Origin of the sequence: Streptomyces sp. NPDC088910 (genome assembly GCF_044749865.1) — a bacterium.
In the GTDB taxonomy this organism is placed as follows: Bacteria; Actinomycetota; Actinomycetes; order Streptomycetales; family Streptomycetaceae; genus Actinacidiphila.
In genome coordinates, this window is record NZ_JBIVIV010000002.1 from 678,582 (window position 1) to 696,300 (window position 17,719).

General features: G+C 71.7%; 13 protein-coding genes. 6 read left to right on the plus strand and 7 right to left on the minus strand.

Features of this window, described 5'->3' with window-relative positions; translation table 11 throughout:
• The first annotated feature begins 769 nt into the window (after positions 1–769).
• Genes ACIP4Z_RS07520 through ACIP4Z_RS07540 form a run of 5 tightly spaced genes read left to right on the plus strand, consistent with a single transcriptional unit; the run spans position 770 to position 5,849 of the window.
• Positions 770–2,299: a type I-E CRISPR-associated protein Cse1/CasA gene (locus ACIP4Z_RS07520; protein WP_401305729.1), complete on the plus strand. Its 1,530-nt coding sequence runs from the start codon at positions 770–772 to the stop codon at positions 2,297–2,299.
• Positions 2,292–2,876, plus strand: a complete 585-nt coding sequence (gene casB / locus ACIP4Z_RS07525; protein ID WP_401305731.1) for a type I-E CRISPR-associated protein Cse2/CasB — start codon at positions 2,292–2,294, stop codon at positions 2,874–2,876. Before ACIP4Z_RS07520 ends, casB begins: the two co-directional genes overlap by 8 nt.
• Complete coding sequence (locus tag ACIP4Z_RS07530) at positions 2,873–4,216, plus strand: type I-E CRISPR-associated protein Cas7/Cse4/CasC (RefSeq protein WP_401305733.1); 1,344 nt, start codon at positions 2,873–2,875, stop codon at positions 4,214–4,216. Before casB ends, ACIP4Z_RS07530 begins: the two co-directional genes overlap by 4 nt.
• Positions 4,213–5,112, plus strand: coding sequence for a type I-E CRISPR-associated protein Cas5/CasD (cas5e, locus tag ACIP4Z_RS07535; RefSeq protein ID WP_401305735.1), 900 nt, complete (start codon positions 4,213–4,215; stop codon positions 5,110–5,112). The genes ACIP4Z_RS07530 and cas5e overlap by 4 nt, the downstream gene beginning before the upstream one ends.
• Positions 5,109–5,849, plus strand: a complete 741-nt coding sequence (locus ACIP4Z_RS07540; protein WP_401305737.1) for a type I-E CRISPR-associated protein Cas6/Cse3/CasE — start codon at positions 5,109–5,111, stop codon at positions 5,847–5,849. The genes cas5e and ACIP4Z_RS07540 overlap by 4 nt, the downstream gene beginning before the upstream one ends.
• 79 nt (positions 5,850–5,928) lie before the next feature.
• Here the strand turns inward: ACIP4Z_RS07540 and ACIP4Z_RS07545 are convergent, their stop codons facing one another.
• The 7 genes from ACIP4Z_RS07545 to ACIP4Z_RS07575 form a co-directional block, all read right to left on the minus strand.
• Entirely contained in the window at positions 5,929–10,050 is a 4,122-nt protein-coding gene (locus ACIP4Z_RS07545; protein WP_401305739.1) for an AAA family ATPase, read from the minus strand.
• Entirely contained in the window at positions 10,034–10,408 is a 375-nt protein-coding gene (locus ACIP4Z_RS07550) for a hypothetical protein (protein WP_391041696.1), read from the minus strand. Before ACIP4Z_RS07550 ends, ACIP4Z_RS07545 begins: the two co-directional genes overlap by 17 nt.
• Before the next feature lie 278 nt (positions 10,409–10,686).
• Entirely contained in the window at positions 10,687–12,369 is a 1,683-nt protein-coding gene (locus tag ACIP4Z_RS07555) for an esterase-like activity of phytase family protein (RefSeq protein ID WP_401305741.1), read from the minus strand.
• A gap of 251 nt (positions 12,370–12,620) precedes the next feature.
• Positions 12,621–13,622, minus strand: coding sequence for a trypsin-like serine peptidase (locus ACIP4Z_RS07560; RefSeq protein ID WP_401305743.1), 1,002 nt, complete (start codon positions 13,620–13,622; stop codon positions 12,621–12,623).
• Positions 13,623–14,126: 504 nt separating this feature from the next.
• Positions 14,127–14,327, minus strand: coding sequence for a CsbD family protein (locus ACIP4Z_RS07565; RefSeq protein ID WP_355339978.1), 201 nt, complete (start codon positions 14,325–14,327; stop codon positions 14,127–14,129).
• Positions 14,328–14,406: 79 nt separating this feature from the next.
• Positions 14,407–14,577 (minus strand): hydrophobic protein, encoded by a 171-nt coding sequence (locus ACIP4Z_RS07570; protein ID WP_355339981.1) that lies wholly within the window; start codon positions 14,575–14,577, stop codon positions 14,407–14,409.
• A 77-nt stretch (positions 14,578–14,654) separates the two neighbouring features.
• On the minus strand, positions 14,655–14,921 hold the full coding sequence (locus tag ACIP4Z_RS07575; protein ID WP_355339983.1) for a GlsB/YeaQ/YmgE family stress response membrane protein: 267 nt from the start codon (positions 14,919–14,921) through the stop codon (positions 14,655–14,657).
• A 657-nt stretch (positions 14,922–15,578) separates the two neighbouring features.
• On the opposite strand from ACIP4Z_RS07575, the gene ACIP4Z_RS07580 reads away from it, so the two are divergent.
• The gene (locus ACIP4Z_RS07580) at positions 15,579–17,672 is read left to right on the plus strand and encodes a cellulose binding domain-containing protein (RefSeq protein WP_401305746.1); all 2,094 of its coding nucleotides are present in this window, start codon (positions 15,579–15,581) and stop codon (positions 17,670–17,672) included.
• Positions 17,673–17,719 lie beyond the last annotated feature (47 nt).

Genomic DNA, 17,719 nt, shown 5'->3' on the forward strand with positions numbered 1-17,719 from the left:
GCGAGTGACAATAGCGCCCGATCTATGCCAAGCTCGCCTCACGCGCGGACCTCGTGGTCCAGCCGTCTCGCCCCCCCTGCCTCAATGCCGTTACGGAATGAGGGTTGTCGATACGGAAGGAGTTTCATGCCGCGAGATCTACGTGACTGGCTACGAGCACATACGGACGCGCTTGTGTTCGTCTGCGTCTCCGCAGTCATCAGCGCGCTGATGACCGGGCTGCTGCGCTACGTCATGCAGTAGGCCGTTTTTCTTGGCGGGGCTACCGCCAAGAGCGGCCGTCCCCGGCTGCGCTGTTGGGTTCCGTCCCGTGTCCGCGGGGCGGAACCCAACAGGGATCGTCCGTGTGCTTCAGGGGACCCGCCGAGGGAGCCGAGTAAATCGGCGTTCTCATAGTGTATGCGGTCGTATCGACTCGGATCTGGCTAGGGGTCGGAAGCCCGGACGGCCGATCTCGGCAATCGGCGAATAAGACTCCCGTACACGGCGGGAATGGCCCGTCGACGGCCTCAGCGGCCCTGCTTGGGCTCCTCCCCGCGAGTGCGGGGATTTCCGCCGCCTCCCCCCGCCGGAGGCGGCGAGCCATCTCAAACCCACACCGTTCGAAAGATCAACTGTTAGTGTCCTTGTCGTTCCGGAACGTCACCATCGTGCCCCCGCTGGCCATGAAGCAGAAAGCGGTAGCCGGCCATTGTCAGAAGTGCGCAGCAGCGGGTCCGCTGAGCCGCGGCTCAGTTGGGACCCTCGGTATCAGCCATGCGTTCCCGCCGTGGCACTCGACGGTGCCACCGCTCATCACTCGTTGTGCGCTCTGCTGGCCGGGGCCGATGAGCTGAGTGCGGTCAACTGCGCCACGCCGGGTGAAACCGTCGCCGTCATCGAGTACTTGATGGCCATCTGCTTCGCCGCGAGCGTCTGCCCCGCCTCGGACGAGGAGTGGGGTACGTGGATCACCGAGAAGCGTGGTCTCGCGAAGGCGGCGAAGTGGCTGGTGGGGCAACCGGACGACGCATGGGACCTGTTCGGTCCGGCGACGCCGTTGGGGCAGAACAGCATGCTTGCCGCGTCCATGGGCGAAAGCGGTACGGGAACCGCCCAGTTGCTCATCGAACGCGTCGGTGACTACAACCAGTTCTTCGATCACCACCACCTCGAACGTGGTGATCCCCTCCCCGCCGCTGAGGCGTTCCGCGCCATGCTCACCCAGCACGCGTACGCCCCGTACGGCCGTGGCCGTATTTCGGGCAAGGGGGAAGGACTTGGGCCGACGGTCACCAACCTGTCCACCGGCCGCCTGCAAGGACGTATCCGCGTGGTCGCCCTCGGCAGCACTCTCGGCGAGACGCTCCGGCTCAACCTCTATCCGCCCGAGGGCCCGGGCGAGCCCATGAACATGTCGTGGACGGGCGGCGCGATCGAGCGCCGGGGCTTCGACAAGAAGGCCGAGCCCCGGGTGCCGAGGAGTTCCGCCGACCTTCACAGCGCGCTCGGCCGTTCCATCCTCCTGCACCCCAGTCGCGGCCCCGGCGGTCAGACCGTGGTGGACCGCGTCCTCATCGGCGCCGGAGAGGTCCTTGAACTGGACGTGGAGCGCCATCTCCAGGACGCGGTTCCCATTGTGGCCTTGAACGGGGAGGTCAAGCCTTTGTGGCCGTCCCCGACCAGGGCGCTCTGGCTGGATGCCCACGCGCTGTACAGCGCGGTGAAAGACGCCGAGACCGGGCTGTACGCGCGTCTGCGTGCGTTGCCGTACGAGAAGACGGGCCGAGGCGCTCCCTACTACATGTGGGCGGTGGGACTGCTCGCCAACAAGTCGCTGCCGATGGCGTGGACACAGGGCAGCTATCCCTACGCCCCGGGCATGGCCCGGCACCTGTACCGCGCGTCCCGCCGTGGATCGGTCATCGCCGAGTACGTGGCGTTCAGCCTGAAGCGCGCGGCTGTCGTGGCCCTGGAGAACGCCTTCCCGGCGGTGCGCGCGGCCGATGAGAGCGGGCAGTTGGCACGGTTCGACGCCCGGTGGGAATTCTGGCCCGCGGCCGCCCAGCCCTTCGATCACCTCCTGGAGGAGGTGGCCGCGGCGGACGCGGAGGACGACGACCCGGTCTCCGAGCCCCTGATCGTCTACGCGGACACGCTGCTGGACGCGGCCCGCGACTTCCTCGTCCACCGTCTCGACTCCCTCCCGCCCAACCGCCGGGGCCACATCGCGCGGGCGCGCGCCGAGCAGCGCTTCGAGGACGACATGACCGGCGACAGGGCCCCCGCCGAACTCCGAGGGGAGAGCGCGCATGACTGACGACGAAGGTCTCGAAGAACTCGCCGTCCCCACCACCTTCCCGCACGACAGCACGGCCCTCACCAACTGGCTGACCACCCTCGTACGCAACCGCGAGTACGGCACGCTCGCCGACCTGCGCCGCGCCAAGGAGCCGACCAACGCCCATATCAGGGCGGGCTGGTACGGCGGCGACGACCACCGCGAGCTGTTCGAGCGGGTGGCCTTTCTCTTCGCGGTCTACCACCAGGGCCGCCCGGCGCCCTCGTACGGTTACGGCAGCCTCGGTGCCGCGGCCCGGCGGATCGGCGACGGTGCCGAACGCGGGCCGGACAATCCGGGGGCGCAACGCCTCCTCGACCGGATCGTGGCCAGCCGTCGCGTCCCATGGCGACACCTCCAGCACGCGGTCACTCGGCTCCGGGCCTGTGAACAGGCCCCGCCCTCCTGGACCCAGCTCACCGAGGACCTGATCCGATGGAACGACCGCAAGGCGCGTATCGCCTACCAGTGGTCGGTCGAGTTCCACACTCCGCCGACGCGCAGCCGGGTGGAGCAGCAGAGCAAGCAGACGACGCGGAAGGACGCGACCACGTGACCGAGGACGCTCGAAGCCAGTTCCTCTCCCTCCACCTCCTCGAGACACTCGTCGCGGTTCTGCCCGTAAGGGACGAGAACGGACAGCCCAAGAGCCTGGTCTACGGCGGGGCCGAACGGCACATGATCACCAGCCAGGCCCGCAGGCGTGCCGAGCGCGTCCACGCCCGCAACCGTGCCAACGCCGGCCTCGGCGCGCTCGCCGGCCGGAGCATGGGTATCCGGACGCGGGAGTGGGCGATCCTCACCGGCCGGGTGCTGGAGTCCGAGCACGGCTGGGAGAAGCAGGAGGCGCTGGTCACGGCGCGCGCGATCATCGAGGCGAGCGGCCTGAAGTTCGGTGACCTCAGCAAGAAGACCGTGGCCAACCTGACGAGGGTGCTGATCTTCGCTCCCGCCGACGCCGGCACGCGGATCGCCGCCCACATCGCCGACAACGCGGACGATCTCCGGGCGTGGCGCGACAGTTACCTGCTGGCTCAGCAGGCGGCGGCCAAGAAGCCCCGCCGGGGGACCAAGCAGCAGGCCGACACTCCGCCCGCCGAGGAACAGTCCGCGGCCGAGCCCGCGTCCCACTCGCTTCCGCCCCTCCCCAAACCGACCCGCGACGCCGTCCTGCTCGCCATCGCTCCTCGCGACGCGGTGGACATCGCCCTCTACGGACGTTTCCTCGCCGAGATCGCGGACTCACCGAATGTCGACGGGGCAGTGCAGAGCGGCCACGCCTTCACCGTTCACGAGGCGGAGCAGATCGAGGACTTCTACGCGGCGGCCGACGACGCGAAGCTGGACCGTAAGCGGAACGCCCTGAGCTTCCTCGATGCGGCGGACGACGCGGGCGCCGGTATGACCGGGTACCAGTCGCTGATCTCCGGCACCTTCTACCGGCACGCGGTCCTCGACCGCACCCAACTCCGGCTCAATCTGCGGGTGGCGGGGATGACGGAGGGCGAAGCGGAGGAAGCGGCGGTCGACGCCGAGAAGGAATTCGTGAACGCCTTCGTGGAGGCGTTTCCCGAGGCCAAGAAGAACTCCACCGCGTCCACCGGCTCGCTTCCGGCGCTGGTCCTCGCGTTCGAGGGCGAGCGTCCCTACAACTACGCGGCGGCCTTCCAACTGCCCGTCGACGAGTCACCCGAGAGCGCCGGTGGCGAAGGCCCCGCGGGTCCCGCGGCGGTCCGGCGGCTCCTGCGGCACCACGCCTTCGTCAGCCGTCGCCGCGACGATCTGCGCACCGCGCGGGTCCTCACCTACGATCCCCGGATCGACGATCTGCTGACGGAACGGGATCCGGCGGTGTCCGTGACCGTGGTGGAGAAGATCGAGGACCTCACTCGATGACGCGGCCGCACGTCCTGCTCATCCGGCTGGCCGCGCCCTTGCAGTCCTGGGGCCTTTCCAGCAGGTTCGCGCGTCGTGACACCCACACGCGGCCCACCAAGTCCGGTGTCATCGGGCTCTGCGCGGCGGCCCTCGGCCTGGAGCGGGGAGAGCCTCTCGGTGAACTCGCCACGGTCCTCTTCGGCGTCCGCGCGGACCGCCCCGGCACGCCGCTCCGCGACTACCACACGGTCGGCGGAGGAAAGTTCCCGATCCGTCCGCGCGACCTCGCGACCGACCACCGCCGGGCGGCGGCTGTGGAGGCGGCCAGGGAAGCGGCTGCGGGGACCGCCGAGGGTACGGCCACGGCCGCCGCGGCCCGTACCCCAGAGCCCTTCGGACGTCACGGACTGGAAAGCTGGTACGGGGCACCGAAGTTGATCGCCGCGGACCCGGTCTCGGGCGCTCTCGTGCCGGGGCAGGTCCGCCGCAACGCCATGATCACCGAGCGCTGGTACCTCGCCGACGCGGCCTTCCTCGTAGGTCTGGAGCACGACGACCGCGCGTTGCTGGAGCGGGTCGCGCACGCCTTGGAACACCCGAAGCGTCTGCTGTGGCTCGGCCGCAAATCCTGCCCGCCTTCGGGGGATCTGGCGTTGGGCGTCGTCCTCGGCGACCTGAAGGGCGTGTTCGGGACAACATCCCTGCTTCCTGCGTCCGGTGATGCGACCGCGTCGGCGACCGGTGAACGTACCTGGGCGTGGATCGAGAGTCCGCGCCCCCTTCCGGGCGTCGCGCCCGTCCACGACCAGCCCGTACGGTTCGACGCGGACGGCCCTGTGCACGGCCTTCGGTGGGAGACCCGCCACCGCATCACCATCGCCCCGCACGCCAGCGAATGGGACATCATCCCGTGAACACCAAGCCCGACGTACCCGCCGTGCCAGGCACGGCCGCCCGCTTCGTCACCTCGCACACCCTCCTGACGCTGGACGCCCGGCATCCCTTCACCGCCAAGTCGCTGATCGACGCGCAGGACATGCACAGGACCGTCATGAGCGGTTTCACGGGATGGGTGGAGAACGGCAGCCTCGACGCCCGTTCCCAGATGGGCATCCTGTCGACCTGGACCGTCGACCTCCGCGCCGCCCAGCTCTCCCTCGTGGTGCAGTCGGGCATCGCCGGCGACTGGGGCCGCATCCCCCGGGGCGCGCTGGCCGAGCCACCGCACACCCTCACCATCGACCGCACCTTCCGGGTCGGCGAGCACGTCGCTTTCCGTACGGTCGTCAATCCCGTCCGCAGTCGTCCGCCCGCCTCCGGGGCACCCGAGAAGACGCGTGGCACCCGCGTCGCCCACACCCGACCCGAACACGTGAAGGCGTGGTTCGCCCGTCGCCTCCAGCCGGCCGGTGAACCAGCCCTCGCCCCTGACGGCGTGGCCAGGATCGGCGCCGACACCGACACCGACCGCCTGTCCCTGCGCATCCTCCCGAAGGTCTCCAGCACGGCGGCCCACAAGGGTCTCCGCATCGCCCGCGCCGAGATCAAGGGGACCTTCACTGTCACCGATCCCCAGGTCTTCGTCACCGCGCTCACCCGCGGCATCGGCCACGCCCGCGCCTACAGTTGCGGACTGATCCTGGTCCGCTGAAGTCGATCGGGCACCGCGCTGCCGTCGCCCACCGCGAGCCGCCCTCCGTCGCCGCGGGCAACGGGTCCCTGAACGAGCGTCAGGAGCACGGCCGTTGGTAGGGAATGCCGGGGAAGTGGGCGGTCCACACCGCGTCGGTGAGGACGTTGGCGGTGGCGGCGCAGACGCGGGCGGCGGCGGTGTCGGGGGCGAGGGGCCAGAGGCGGAGGGTGCCCGCGACGGAGGAGGTGATGAGGGTGCGGCCGTCGTGGGTGGGGGCGAGGGGGCCCGCGCCGGGGGCGGGCAGGGGGCGGCCCTTGGGCGCGGGGTGGTGGAGGTCGGAGACGTCCCAGAGGCGGACGGTGTTGTCGGCGCTCGCGCTGGCCAGCAGCGAGGTGTGGGGGACGAAGGCCAGGGACTCGATCCGGTCGCCGTGTCCGGTCATCGGGCCGCCGAGGGCGGCGGGCCTGTGCGGGTCGGAGACGTCCCACAGGCGCAGGGTGCGGTCGTGGGAGAGGGCGAGCGTGCGGCCGTCGGCGGAGAAGGCGGCGGCCGACGCGCCGTAGCGGGAGTCCCCGTAGGCGCTGGTGGGGATGGCGGCGAGCGCGGCCGGGCGGGTGGCGTCGCGGGTGTCCCAGAGCTGGTACGGCTCGGGGGTGTTCTCGGTCAGGGTGAGGCGCCCGTCGGCGCCGAGGGCCAGCAGGTTCCCCCGGAGCGGTGAGTCGGCGACCAGGGGGCGGGGGCCGGCCGGGCCCGAGATGTCCCAGAGGCTGCTGTGGAGCGCGGTGGTGGACCACAGGCGCTTGCCGTCCGCCGTGAACGACAGCTTGCGGATCGACGCTCCGGAGGGCTCGCCGAAGGGCTCGCCCAGCGGCGCGGGGCGGGCCGGGTCGGCGAGGCTCCACAGCGCGATCGTGGTCCCGTCCGCGGCGACGTCCATGTCGCCCACGGCCGTCGCCAGGGTGCGCCCGTCGGGGCTGACGGCGAAGACCGAGGTCCGGCCGTCGGGTCCGGGCGTCGGCCGGCCGGTCGGCGTCGGACCGCGGGCGTTCGTCAGATTCCACAGCCCGACGGCGGAGTGCGGGACGGAGGAGTTGTCGTCGACTCCGGCGACGAGCGTCCTGTCGCCGGGCAGGACGGTGATCGAGTCGACGGCGCCGCCCGGGGTCGCGACCGCGGGCGGAAGGTCCCAGACCCGGACGGTGGAGCCGTCGCCGCTGGCCAGGGCGGACCCGTCCGGGGAGAACGCCAAGGCGTCCACGGTCTCGGTGTGTCCGCCCAGCGGCGCGTACATCGCGACGAGCGGATGCGGGAACTCCTCCTCCAGCGAGGACGACGCCAGGCCGGTGTCGGCGACGCGCCAGAGCGTGACCGTACGGTCGTCCCCTGCGGTCGCGAGCACCTGGCCGTCCGGCCGCATGGCCATGGACAGAGCCGCCCCGCGCGGGAGTTGGTGCTCGTTGTGCAGGGCGGGCCGGGTCCGGACGGTCAGGTCCCAGACGCGCAGCGTCTCCGGGGACAGGGTGCTCGGCTCCCCGTTGCCGCCGGGGTCGCCCGCGGTGGCCAGCCACCGGCCGTCCGCGGAGAAGGCGACGTCGGGCGTCAGCGTGGCGCCCACTTGCAGGCCCTGCGGCAGCAGCTCCTCGAAGCGGCCGGGCGCGGAGACGTCGACGAGTTGCAGGGTGTTGCCGTCCTCCCACACCGCGAGGGTGCGTCCGTCGTGGCTCAACGCGACGGCCGCGCCCGGCCGTTCGGCGCCGGGCCGCGGGCGGGCGGGGTCGGTGAGGCTCCACAGCGTCGTGGTCCCGCCGTCGACGCCCACGTCGGCGGTGATGAACTCCCGTCCGTCCGGGGTGAAAGCGACCATGCGGGTGTCCTCGGTGCCCGTCATGCTGCCGGTGCGGCGGAAGTGCGCCGGGTCGGACACGTCCCACAGGTCGAGTACGGGGTGCGGGGCGGAGCTGTCGGACGTCGTCCCGTCCGAGCCCTCGGACGCGTCGCGGGCGAGCGGCGCGTACACCGCCAGCCGTCGCCCGTCCCGGCTCAACCGCACGTCGGCGGCGCTCTTCAGGCCCGGTACGGCCCGCCCGACGCGGCGCGGGTGCGACGGGTCGCGGCTGTCCCACACCGTCACCGAGCCGTCCGCGGCCCTGGTCGCCATCCGCCTGCCGTCCCCGCTGAAGGCCGGCGCGCCCGTCGCGCCCGGCACCAGGGCCGCCAGCGGGTCGTTCGCCCAGGACAGGAGGTTGGTGTACTTGTCGTCGTCCGGCCGCATCCGGTACGAGGCCAGGTCGAGCAGGGCGGCGAGCGACGGGTCGCTGGTGCGGACGCGGTCGGCCTCGATCGCGACCTGGCCCGCGATGGCGGTGTCCCGCTCCTTGCGCGCGGTGTCCCGCTGCGTCTGCGCGGTCGCGCGCTGCTGGAAGGCGAAGACGGCGGTGCCGGAGGCGATCAGCACCAGGGCGGTGAGCACGGCGATGACATTGCGCCGTAATCGCGCGGCCCGCGCGGCCTGTTGGGTCGAGGCGGCGAGGAAGTTCCGTGCCGCCGGGCTCAGATGGTCGGGGGCGGAGGTCGCGGCGGTGGTCGCGCGCTCCAGCCGACTGCCCCGGAACAGCAGGGCGTGGTCGGAGCCGCCGTGCTCGCTCCACGCCCGTGCCGCCTCCTCCAGCTCCTGGCGCACCAGGATGTCCGCCCGGCCGCGGTCGATCCAGCGGCGCAGGCGGGGCCACGCGCGGATCAGCGCCTCGTGGGTGATCTGGACGGTGACGCGGGCCGCGGCGCGGCTCTCGTCCTCGGGCCCGTGGCCGTGCGGCCCGTCGCCGTGCGGCTCGCCGCCTTCCGGGGCGCCGTCCAGGGTGAGCAGCCGGGCCCGGCTGAACGCGGTCAGCGCGGCGGCCGTCGCCGAGGCCGCGGAGCCGTCGGTGGCCAACTCGCCCAGTGACGCGCGCCGCCGGGTGTCCTCGGCGCCGTGCCCGATGCGCACGAGCCGCAGGAACAGCGCCTCCGCCGCCTGTCGGGCGGCCATGTCCAGTCCGGCGTAGGCGCGTTCGGCCGACGTGGAGATCGCCTGCCGGATTCCGCCGGTGGCCTGGTAGTCCGCCACGGTCAGCGCACTGCGGCTGCGCCGTATCCACGTCATGTGCAACGCGTGGGCCAGCAGCGGCAGTCGGCCCGCGGTGAACCACGCGTCGGGGTCGGGGTCGCCGACCGTCGGGTCGTCGGGGAAGACGCCGAGGTCCCGCAACAGCAGCTCTTCCAGGCCCGGTTCCATCGTCAGCCCGGTCGCCTCGGCGGGCGCGACGATCGCGGCGCGCAACTCGTCCTCGGTCATCGGCCCGACCAGGACCTGGCGGCCCCTGAGCACCGCGCGCAGTCGCGGGTGGGCGATGGCGTGGCCGTAGAAATCGGCGCGGAGGCCGAGGACGAGCAGGACCGGGGGCGGGGTCCCGTGGGGCGCGGGGCCAGGGGTGGGGCCAGGTGCGGGGCCAGGCGCGGGCTCCTGCGCCATACGGCTGACGGCGTCGATGAAGGCGCGGCGCTCGGTGTCGTCGGTGCAGAGGGTGAACAGCTCTTCGAGCTGGTCCACGATCACGACGAGGCGGGGCGCCGGTGCGCCGGTCGCCCCGGCCCGCGCGGCCAGGGCGACGCTGAGCCGGTCGGTGTAGCCGCCGGGGTCGGTCCGTAACGCCTGTTGTACGGCGGCGGCCTCTTCGCCGGTCGCGGCGGCCAGCTGTCCGGCCAGTGCCGCGAGCGGGTGCGCCGTGGGCGTCAGGACGAGCTGCGGCCAGTCCCGCGAACCCTCCACCGGAAAGCGGTTGCCGCTCAGCGCGGGCCGTAGACCCGCCATGAGCAGCGACGACTTGCCCGACCCCGAAGGGCCGACCACCGCCAGCGGTCCGCCCGCCTCCAGTTGCGCGACGACCTCGGTGATCAGGGGATCGCGCCCGAAGTACCACTGCGCCTGGTCGACGCCGAAGGGGGCCAGGCCGGGGTACGGGCACCGGTCGTCGTCGCCCGCGGGCCCGTCGGCGCGCCGGTCGGTCCGGCCGCGGGCGCCGTACATGAACAAGTCGCGGGCGGCATAGTAGATATCGCCGCCCGCCTGGTTGATCCGGCTGTCGCCGGACGCCGTCGCGGTCTGCTCCAGCGAACGGGCGTCCGCTCGGCCGCCGGTGGCGGGAGTGCCGGCCGGTCCGGCCGGGTCAGGCGTCGGGGGCATCGGTGAGGTGGATGCTGCCGCCCGCCTGGAAGACGCGGTTGCCGCGGCCGGAGACGGTGGCGCGCTGGGTGACCGTCGTCCCGGGCGTCGTCGGGGCCGCGGCCGGGCTCAACTCGTCCAGCACGCGGCGCAGTTCGGCGGCCAGCGCCGGGTCCGCGTCCAGCATGCGCTGCAATCTGCGTTGCCAGTCCGCGGCGAGCTGCGTCTCCGTCTCGGCGTCCCCGCTGTCCCGCGCGGCCAGCACATCCGTCCGGACCTCGGCCAACTCGGCCTCCACGGTGGCCACTCGCTCGGGATGCACGCGCCGCCACAGCGCCAGCGCGGTCGCCCGCGCGTCCTCCCAGGCGTCACTGGCCATCGCACTCACCAGCGTCGTTCCCGCCGCCAACACCAACGGATCCACCCCGCCCGCCCCCCACCGACCCCGGCTGCCTCACGGACCGTCATCGTATCGGCACATCCCGTTCGGCCAAGGGAGAACGCCGGGCTCCGCTTGGGCCGTTCGTCCGACCGCCGACCGCCGACCGCCGACCGCCGACCGCCGACCGCCAGCCGTTCGTCCGGCCGCCGGGCCGCCGGGCCGCCCGCTCTGCCCGAGCGGGCGGCCCGAGGGCGTATGGCGTATGCCGGTGCGGGTCAGCGCACGCGGACGGTCACCGTCACGGTCTTGAGGACCGCGGGGAGCTTGGTGGTGTCGACTCTCAGGATCTCGCCGTTGTCGGGCTTGGACGTGGGCGGGAGGACCTTCTGGTGGACGGTCCAGGTGCCGTCCGGGTCCACGGCGATGGTGTCGATGCCGAAGTCGTCGTCGTTGGAGAGGTAGAGGGTCCGGCCGGCGTCGGCGGTGGCGACGCCCTCGACCTTGTCGTGGGCGAAGAAGGCACCGGTGGGGTCGAGTTGGCTGACCAGAGTGCCGACGTTGAGATAGGGCTGCTTCTGGGCGACGTTGACGCCCGCGGCCGTGAGCGCGGTGAGGGCCGCATTGGTGCCGCCCGTACCGACCAGCGCCTCGGGGGACTTGCCGCCGAGGGTCAGGCCGCTGACGTCGGTGGCCCCGTTGATGTCGACCTGGAAGAGCGTCTTGGAGGCGAACGGCTCGTAGTTGCCGTCCCGTTCGTCGACGAGGAACGTGGTGTTCGACAGCGCGGTGATCTCGCTGTTCGCGGCGCCGGTCGTCGCCGGGTTGTCGAGCAGGTAGAGGTACTGCTTGGCCTTGTAGTTACGGAGGTCGACGGTGATGATCCGGGTCGCCGCCACATTCCCGGCCTTGGTACCGCCGAGGTCGGGCTGCTGGAGCGCGGACTGCATGACGCCCACCAGCGTCGAGCCGTCCGGCGTGACCGTCAGCCCCTCCATGCCCTTGTTCTTGACGCGGTACGCGAGTTCGGCCGGCAGGTAGCCGACGATCTTGTGGAAGGCGTTGTCGGCGCTGTCGCGGTACGGGGTCAGCCGCCCCAACTCGTAACCGTCGGCGTCGAAGTGGGTGATGTACGGGCCGTACTCGTCGGAGACCCAGAAGGTGCCGTCGCGCAGCGCGACCAGGCCCTCGGAGTCGTAGCCGTACGGGTCCCTGGCGACGGGAACGGGCTTGCCGCCGTTGGCGTTCGTCGCGTTGACGTCGTCGATCGTCTCGCTCGTGTCGTGCGGCGGACGCCCGCTGTAGGGGACGCCGCCCCGGCTCTTCGGGCCCTTCAGCGTGACCTGCTTGAGGAGCTTCGCCTTGCCGTCCACGAGCTGGAACTCGCCGATCTGCGGCGTGAAGTCGAGCAGCATCTCGGACTTGTTGCCGTCGGGGGCGTCGGCGTTCGGACCGCGGTCGGTCAGGCCGTAGAAGTGCCCGGGCCTGCCCGGCACCGGCGCGAGCGAGGAGCCGTAGCCCTCACCGGAGATGCGCGTGGTCGTGCCGCCGGGCCCCGCGACCGTGGCGAGCGGCGGCAGCGCCGACCCGTCGCGCCGCGTGTCCTTGAAGAGCCGCACGGCGTCGGTCGTCGTGTACGTGAAGGTGTCCGTGCCCGTGAAGCCGGGGCGCGGGGTGTACGTGAACGAGCCGTCCGCGTCGACCGTCGCCGTACCGTCCTTCGGGTCCGTGTGCCGTACGACCGCGGTCGCGCCGACGTCGTTCCGCAGCACATTGCCGGTGACCTCGCCGTGGCCGGAGAAGGTGTCGGCGGTCGCGCCGAAGTCGTGCGAGGGGGCCGAGATCCAGCCCGCGGTGTGGGCGGCGGCCGTGCCCGTACCCACCACGACGAGCGTGGCGCCGATCGCGACGACGATCCGGGTGCGCTTGCGGGAGAAGCGTCCTGAAGTGCGTGATGTCATGGTCCTGAACCTGTCGGTCACCGGTGAACTGCGCGCCGACGTCAGGTGAATGCCGGGTTCACGCCTCGGTGCGCGCTCGCGCCGGACGGGAGGTCCCCGCCCGGCGCGAACGCCCGCACATCAGGAGCCACTTCCGTGCCGGGCCGCGCCCGCGTCAGGCGGTACCAGAGACAGACCGCCCCGGCATCAGACCGCCCCGGCGTCAGGCCGCCCCGGGCGTCAGGCCGCGCGGGGACCGTGCCGCGGCAGCGTCACGCCGCGCCCGCCGCCTGATACGTCGTCAGGGCCTCCTCGCCCAGGTACGGGTGGTACTCGTTGTTGCCCGAGCTGACGCTGATGTTGCCGACCAGGTACCCCGTGCCCGCGCCCGTGTCGAAGTTGGACAGGAAACCGCCGCCGCTGGAGCCGCCGGTCTGCACGCAGTCGATGCCCCACATCGTGGAGTCGCCGCGCCCTGCGTCCGGATACTCCGTGCCCTCGCAGTGGTTGAGCTGCTCGCCGTTGCCCTCGGCGTCCGAGCCGCCGTAGCCGAAGGAGTGCACGTGCTGGCCGGTCGGCGAGTTGAAGGCGATGCCCTCGGCGCCCACGGTGTCCACCAGCGAACGGCCGTTGACGGTGTTCACCACCGCGTAGGCGAAGTCCCAGTTGGCGTTGCCCGCCGTCGAGACGTAGCCGGACCACCAGTACAGGACGCGGGCGGAGAAGGTGCCGAACGGGCGGTTGCCGTGGTTGTAGCCGGGGATGAAGACCCAGTTCTGGTAGGACTCGCCGGTGCCCGCGTTGACGATGCAGTGGCCCGCGGTGAGGACCACCGACTTGTTGTCGGCGTTGGCGACGGTCGCGGAACAGGCGAAGGTGCCGCCCGAGGAGTTCTGGAAGAACACCTTGCCCGCGGTCGTGCTGATCAGGCCGCCGCCGTTCCACGCGGTGGGCGAGGACATCGGGGTGACCCGGCCGCCCGCCGTCGTGCGCGGCCCCGCGACCGGCGGGACCGCCACGCGGGAACCCGAGGCGGCGGGCGCCGCCGTCGTACGGGCGGCGGCCGTGCCCGTGGCGGCGGGCAGATCGGTCACGTCCTTCGCGCCGCGCAGGCGCTCGGGTGTCCAGAAACGCTCCGCCGCGCTCTGCTGCGCGGCGGAGACGGACGTCTGACGGACGCCCGCGGGCGAGGCCGGCGCGGCGTGCGCCGCGCCCGCCGTCCAGGCGGTCGCGGCGAGTGCTAACGCGCCGAGGAGAGCAGCCGATCGCTTCATAGCGACAACTCCAAGTCCTTTTGGGGGAAGGGGGGAGTGCGTGGTGGGGCCGGTGGTGCCGGAATCGACCCGAATCCCGCCTCGACAACGTTGTCCAACTGCGCCTGCGTAACGTCGCCGAAACGTGAGCGGGTGCCACGCTAACTCCACTGGAGTGTCGTGTCCATGGCATCTTCAGCCGAATGTGAGTGGCTGGTGGTGCGCGTGGGGCGACGGGCCGTGACCGTGCGCCGTGCGCCGTGCGCCGTGCGCCGTGCGAAGGAGCGTGCGCGGGGCCAAGCGAGGGAGTGCGTGCGGAGGGGTGCGCGGGGGAGCCGCGAGGGGGGTGTGCGCCGACCTGCCCGCGCGCGTACGGAGACCACCCGGGTGGGCGTACACGGACGGGTGTACGTGGACGGGTGTACGCGGACGGGTGTACGCGGACGGGTGTACGCGGACACACGCGCGCCCCCCGGGAGGTGATCCTCCTGGGGGGCGCGAGGGGCGAGGCGGGGGCTTCAGCCCTCAGTCGTCGCTCTTGTTGCTGTGGAAGACGTCCTTGGCGGCGTCCTTGACCTTCTCGCCGGCCTGACGGACATCGCCCTTGGCCTGGTCGGCACGGCCCTCGGCCTCAAGGCTCTCGTTGCCGACGGCGTGACCGACGGTCTCCTTGGCCTTGCCCTTCACCTGGTCGACCTTGGCCTTCGCCTTGTCGCTGTCGCTCATGATGAATTCCTCTTTCCTGGCTCTGTGCCGTGCCGTTATTTCTGAGTGCTTTTCCTGTTTCGCTTGGCTTCCTGGCCGTTTACCAGCGGTACCAGCGGCCACGAGTGCCGCTCGGGCCGGTCGAGCGCAGCAGGAATCCCAGCGCCCACAGGACCAGTACCACGATACCGATCCACAAAAGCAGTTTCACGGCGAAGCCTGCGCCGATGAGAACCAGCGCCAGTAGAAGAACGATGAGCAACGCTGCCATGACGATCAACCTCCTGAAGTGTCTTCTGCCCCCGGATTCAGCGGCCAATCAGTCAGCGGGCCGCGAGCGCCTGGGGCTCAGGCGCGGCGTCGATCCGTCACGACGCGGTAGATCACCAGCAGGATCAGCGAGCCGACGATGGCCGCGATCCACGTGGACAGATGGAAGAAGCCCTTGATCGAGTGGACGTGGAAGATGACCTTGCCCAGCCAGCCGCCGAGCAGTCCTCCGAGAATGCCGATGACCATCGTCACGATGACACCGCCCGGGTCGCGCCCCGGCATCAGTGCCTTGGCGATAGCCCCGGCCAGCAATCCGATGATGATCCATGCGAGAATTCCCACGACGCCCTCTTCCCCTTCTGTCCCCCGGATAGTCCCTGTCGACAACCGCCTTTACCGGCCCGCGCCTTTCAAACATGCGTACCCACGGAAGATCTCGCGCGCGGACGTGAGAGCGGGGCCGACCGGCCGGTCGGCCCCGCTGAATACGCCTTGTCCGGGCGGGTCGGTCCCCGGGAATCAGGGCGTGATGGAGAGCCGTGATGGAGAGCCGTGACGGAGAGCGCCGCGCGGTTGCTGCCCGACGCGCCAGGGTCGGCGGTGGCGGTGAAGCGGAAGAGCTCGGTGCCGGTGTCGTAGCCGACTGCGCTGACGTAGCCGACGGAGCCGACGGAGCCGACGGAGCCGGTGGTGGCGGCCACGGCGGGCTTGCGGGGGGGGGGCGTAGCCGTGGAGCGTGACGGGCGCCTCGCCCGGCGCGAAGGCGACCGTGGCGCGGACGGTGCCGTCGCCGCTGAGGTGCTCGACGCGCCGGTCGCCGTGCGAGACGAACTTCCCCGCGTGCATGAACCGCCGCGCGACCCGCGTCGCGCCCGGCCACCGCCCCGGACGGGGGCGTGCGAACCATTGACAGTGGGGGCGGTCGCCCGCATTGTGGGAGCGCTCCCACGCGTACGCGGCACGACCCCCCACATCCCGCCTCCCGAAGGTGAGTACGCCGTGCGTCTTGTCATGCCCCCCGGCCCCCAGCCCTTACGCGGGCGCCGCCGCCCGCTCGTGGCCGCGGCCTCCGCCGCCGCGCTCCTCGGCACACTGCTGCTCGGCGGCGCCACCGCGCGGGCCGACGACCCGCCCGCGGCGCCCGCGGACGTCACCGTCAACGCCAACGAGGGCCTGGGGACGATCCCCGGCACGGCGTACGGCCTCAACAGCGCCGTGTGGGACGCGCAGATGAACGAGCCGCAGGTCCAGGACCTGCTCCAGGCCGCCGACGTCGGAATGCTGCGCTACCCCGGCGGCTCGTACGGCGACATCTACCATTGGCGGACGAACACCGCGCCCGGCGGATACGTGGCGCCCGGCACGGACTTCGACGCGTTCATGGGCACGGTCAAGAAGATCGGCGCCCAGCCGATGCTCATCGCCAACTACGGCTCCGGCACACCGCAGGAGGCCGCGGACTGGGTGCGGTACGCCAACGTCACCAAGGGGTACGGCGCGAAGTTCTGGGAGGTGGGCAACGAGCTGTACGGGAACGGGCATTACGGCTCCGGCTGGGAGCAGGACGATCACGCCGACAAGTCGCCCGCCGCGTACGCGAACAACGTGCTCCAGTACGTGTCGGCGATGAAGGCCGTGGATCCGACGGTGAAGGTCGGGGCGGTGCTGACCATGCCGGGCAACTGGCCGGACGGCGTGATGGCCGACGGCGAGAGCGCCGACTGGAACCACACGGTCATCCCGCTGATCGCGGGCAAGGCCGACTTCGTGATCGTCCACTGGTACCCGAGCACGTCGGACACCGCGCAGATGCTCAACACGCCCTCGCAGCTTGCCGGTGAACTCGGCCAGTTGAAGGACCAGTTGACCGCGGCGGGCGCGGGCGACACCCCCATCGCGCTCACCGAGGTCAACGGCGGCCGGGACGTGGACACGCAGCCGAACGCGCTGTTCGGCGCGGACGCGTATCTGACCGCCCTTCAGAACGGGGTGTTCACCGTCGACTGGTGGGACACGCACAACGGCGCCCAGCAGATCTCGACGTCGCCCAACGGCGCGACCGATTACGGCGATTGGGGAGTGCTGTCCAGCGCGAACTGCGTCGGCACGGTGTGCGAGCCCGCGCTCAACACGCCGTTCCCGCCGTACTACGCGATCCAGATGCTGAGCCGGCTCGGGCGGCCGGGGGACCGGATGGTCGGCGCGGGCAGCGGTGCCGCGACGGTCGCGGCGCACGCCGTGCGCCGCGCGAACGGCGACCTGAGCGTGCTGCTGATCAACAAGGACCCGTCGGCGGCGCGGACCGTGGCCCTGCACTACACCGGCTTCACCCCCGACACGTCGGCAGGGGTGACCGTGGACACCTACCGCGACCAGGCCGCCGCGATCGACACCGTCACGTCGGCCTACAGCGCCCAACAGACGCTGCCGCCCTACTCGTTGACCACCGTCACCCTGCACCCCAAGGCCGGTACGGGCTCGGCCCTGACCGCGCCCGGCGCGCCGAAGGTGACCGCGGCCGGGGACACCACCGCCACCGTGAGCTGGACGCCGTCGACCGGCGGCGCGGTGACCCGTTACGAGGTCTACCGGCAGGTCGGCACGGTCAGCGAGCTGCTGGCCGACAGCACGGGCACCTCCGCGACCGTCCACAACCTCACGCCCGGTACGACCTTCACCTGGAACGTCCTGGCGCGGGACGCCAACGGCCGGCTGTCGCCGCCGTCCGACCCGGTGACCGTACGCACCGGCACCCCCGCGCACTCGACCTGCCAGGTCGGCTACCGCACCACCGCGGGCTGGGGCAACGGCTTCAACGCCGAGGTGACCGTCACCAACACCGGCCCGAGCCCGATCACCGGCTGGACGCTCGCCTTCGCCTTCCCCAGCGCGGGCGAGTCCGTGTCCGGCTTCTGGAACTCCAAGGTCACGCAGACCGGCAGGCAGGTCGTGGCCACCCCGGTCGACTGGAACGCGACGCTCGCCGCCAACGGCGGCAACTCCGCCTCCTTCGGCTTCACCGGGGCCAACGACGGCGCGGCGCCCCCGCCGACCGTCTTCACCCTCAACGGCACGGTCTGCACGACGACGTGAGCTCCCGGTCCCGTACGGCTTCCGCTACGGCTTCCGGTACAGCTTGC

Bases quoted from the DNA above. Each gene is read 5' to 3' on its own strand.
- casB (WP_401305731.1), top strand. From the start codon at position 2,292: ATGACTGACGACGAAGGTCTCGAAGAACTCGCCGTCCCCACCACCTTC.
- cas5e (WP_401305735.1), top strand. From the start codon at position 4,213: ATGACGCGGCCGCACGTCCTGCTCATCCGGCTGGCCGCGCCCTTGCAG.
- ACIP4Z_RS07545 (WP_401305739.1), bottom strand. From the start codon at position 10,050: ATGCCCCCGACGCCTGACCCGGCCGGACCGGCCGGCACTCCCGCCACC.
- ACIP4Z_RS07550 (WP_391041696.1), bottom strand. From the start codon at position 10,408: ATGGCCAGTGACGCCTGGGAGGACGCGCGGGCGACCGCGCTGGCGCTG.
- ACIP4Z_RS07555 (WP_401305741.1), bottom strand. From the start codon at position 12,369: ATGACATCACGCACTTCAGGACGCTTCTCCCGCAAGCGCACCCGGATC.
- ACIP4Z_RS07560 (WP_401305743.1), bottom strand. From the start codon at position 13,622: ATGAAGCGATCGGCTGCTCTCCTCGGCGCGTTAGCACTCGCCGCGACC.
- ACIP4Z_RS07565 (WP_355339978.1), bottom strand. From the start codon at position 14,327: ATGAGCGACAGCGACAAGGCGAAGGCCAAGGTCGACCAGGTGAAGGGC.
- ACIP4Z_RS07570 (WP_355339981.1), bottom strand. From the start codon at position 14,577: ATGGCAGCGTTGCTCATCGTTCTTCTACTGGCGCTGGTTCTCATCGGC.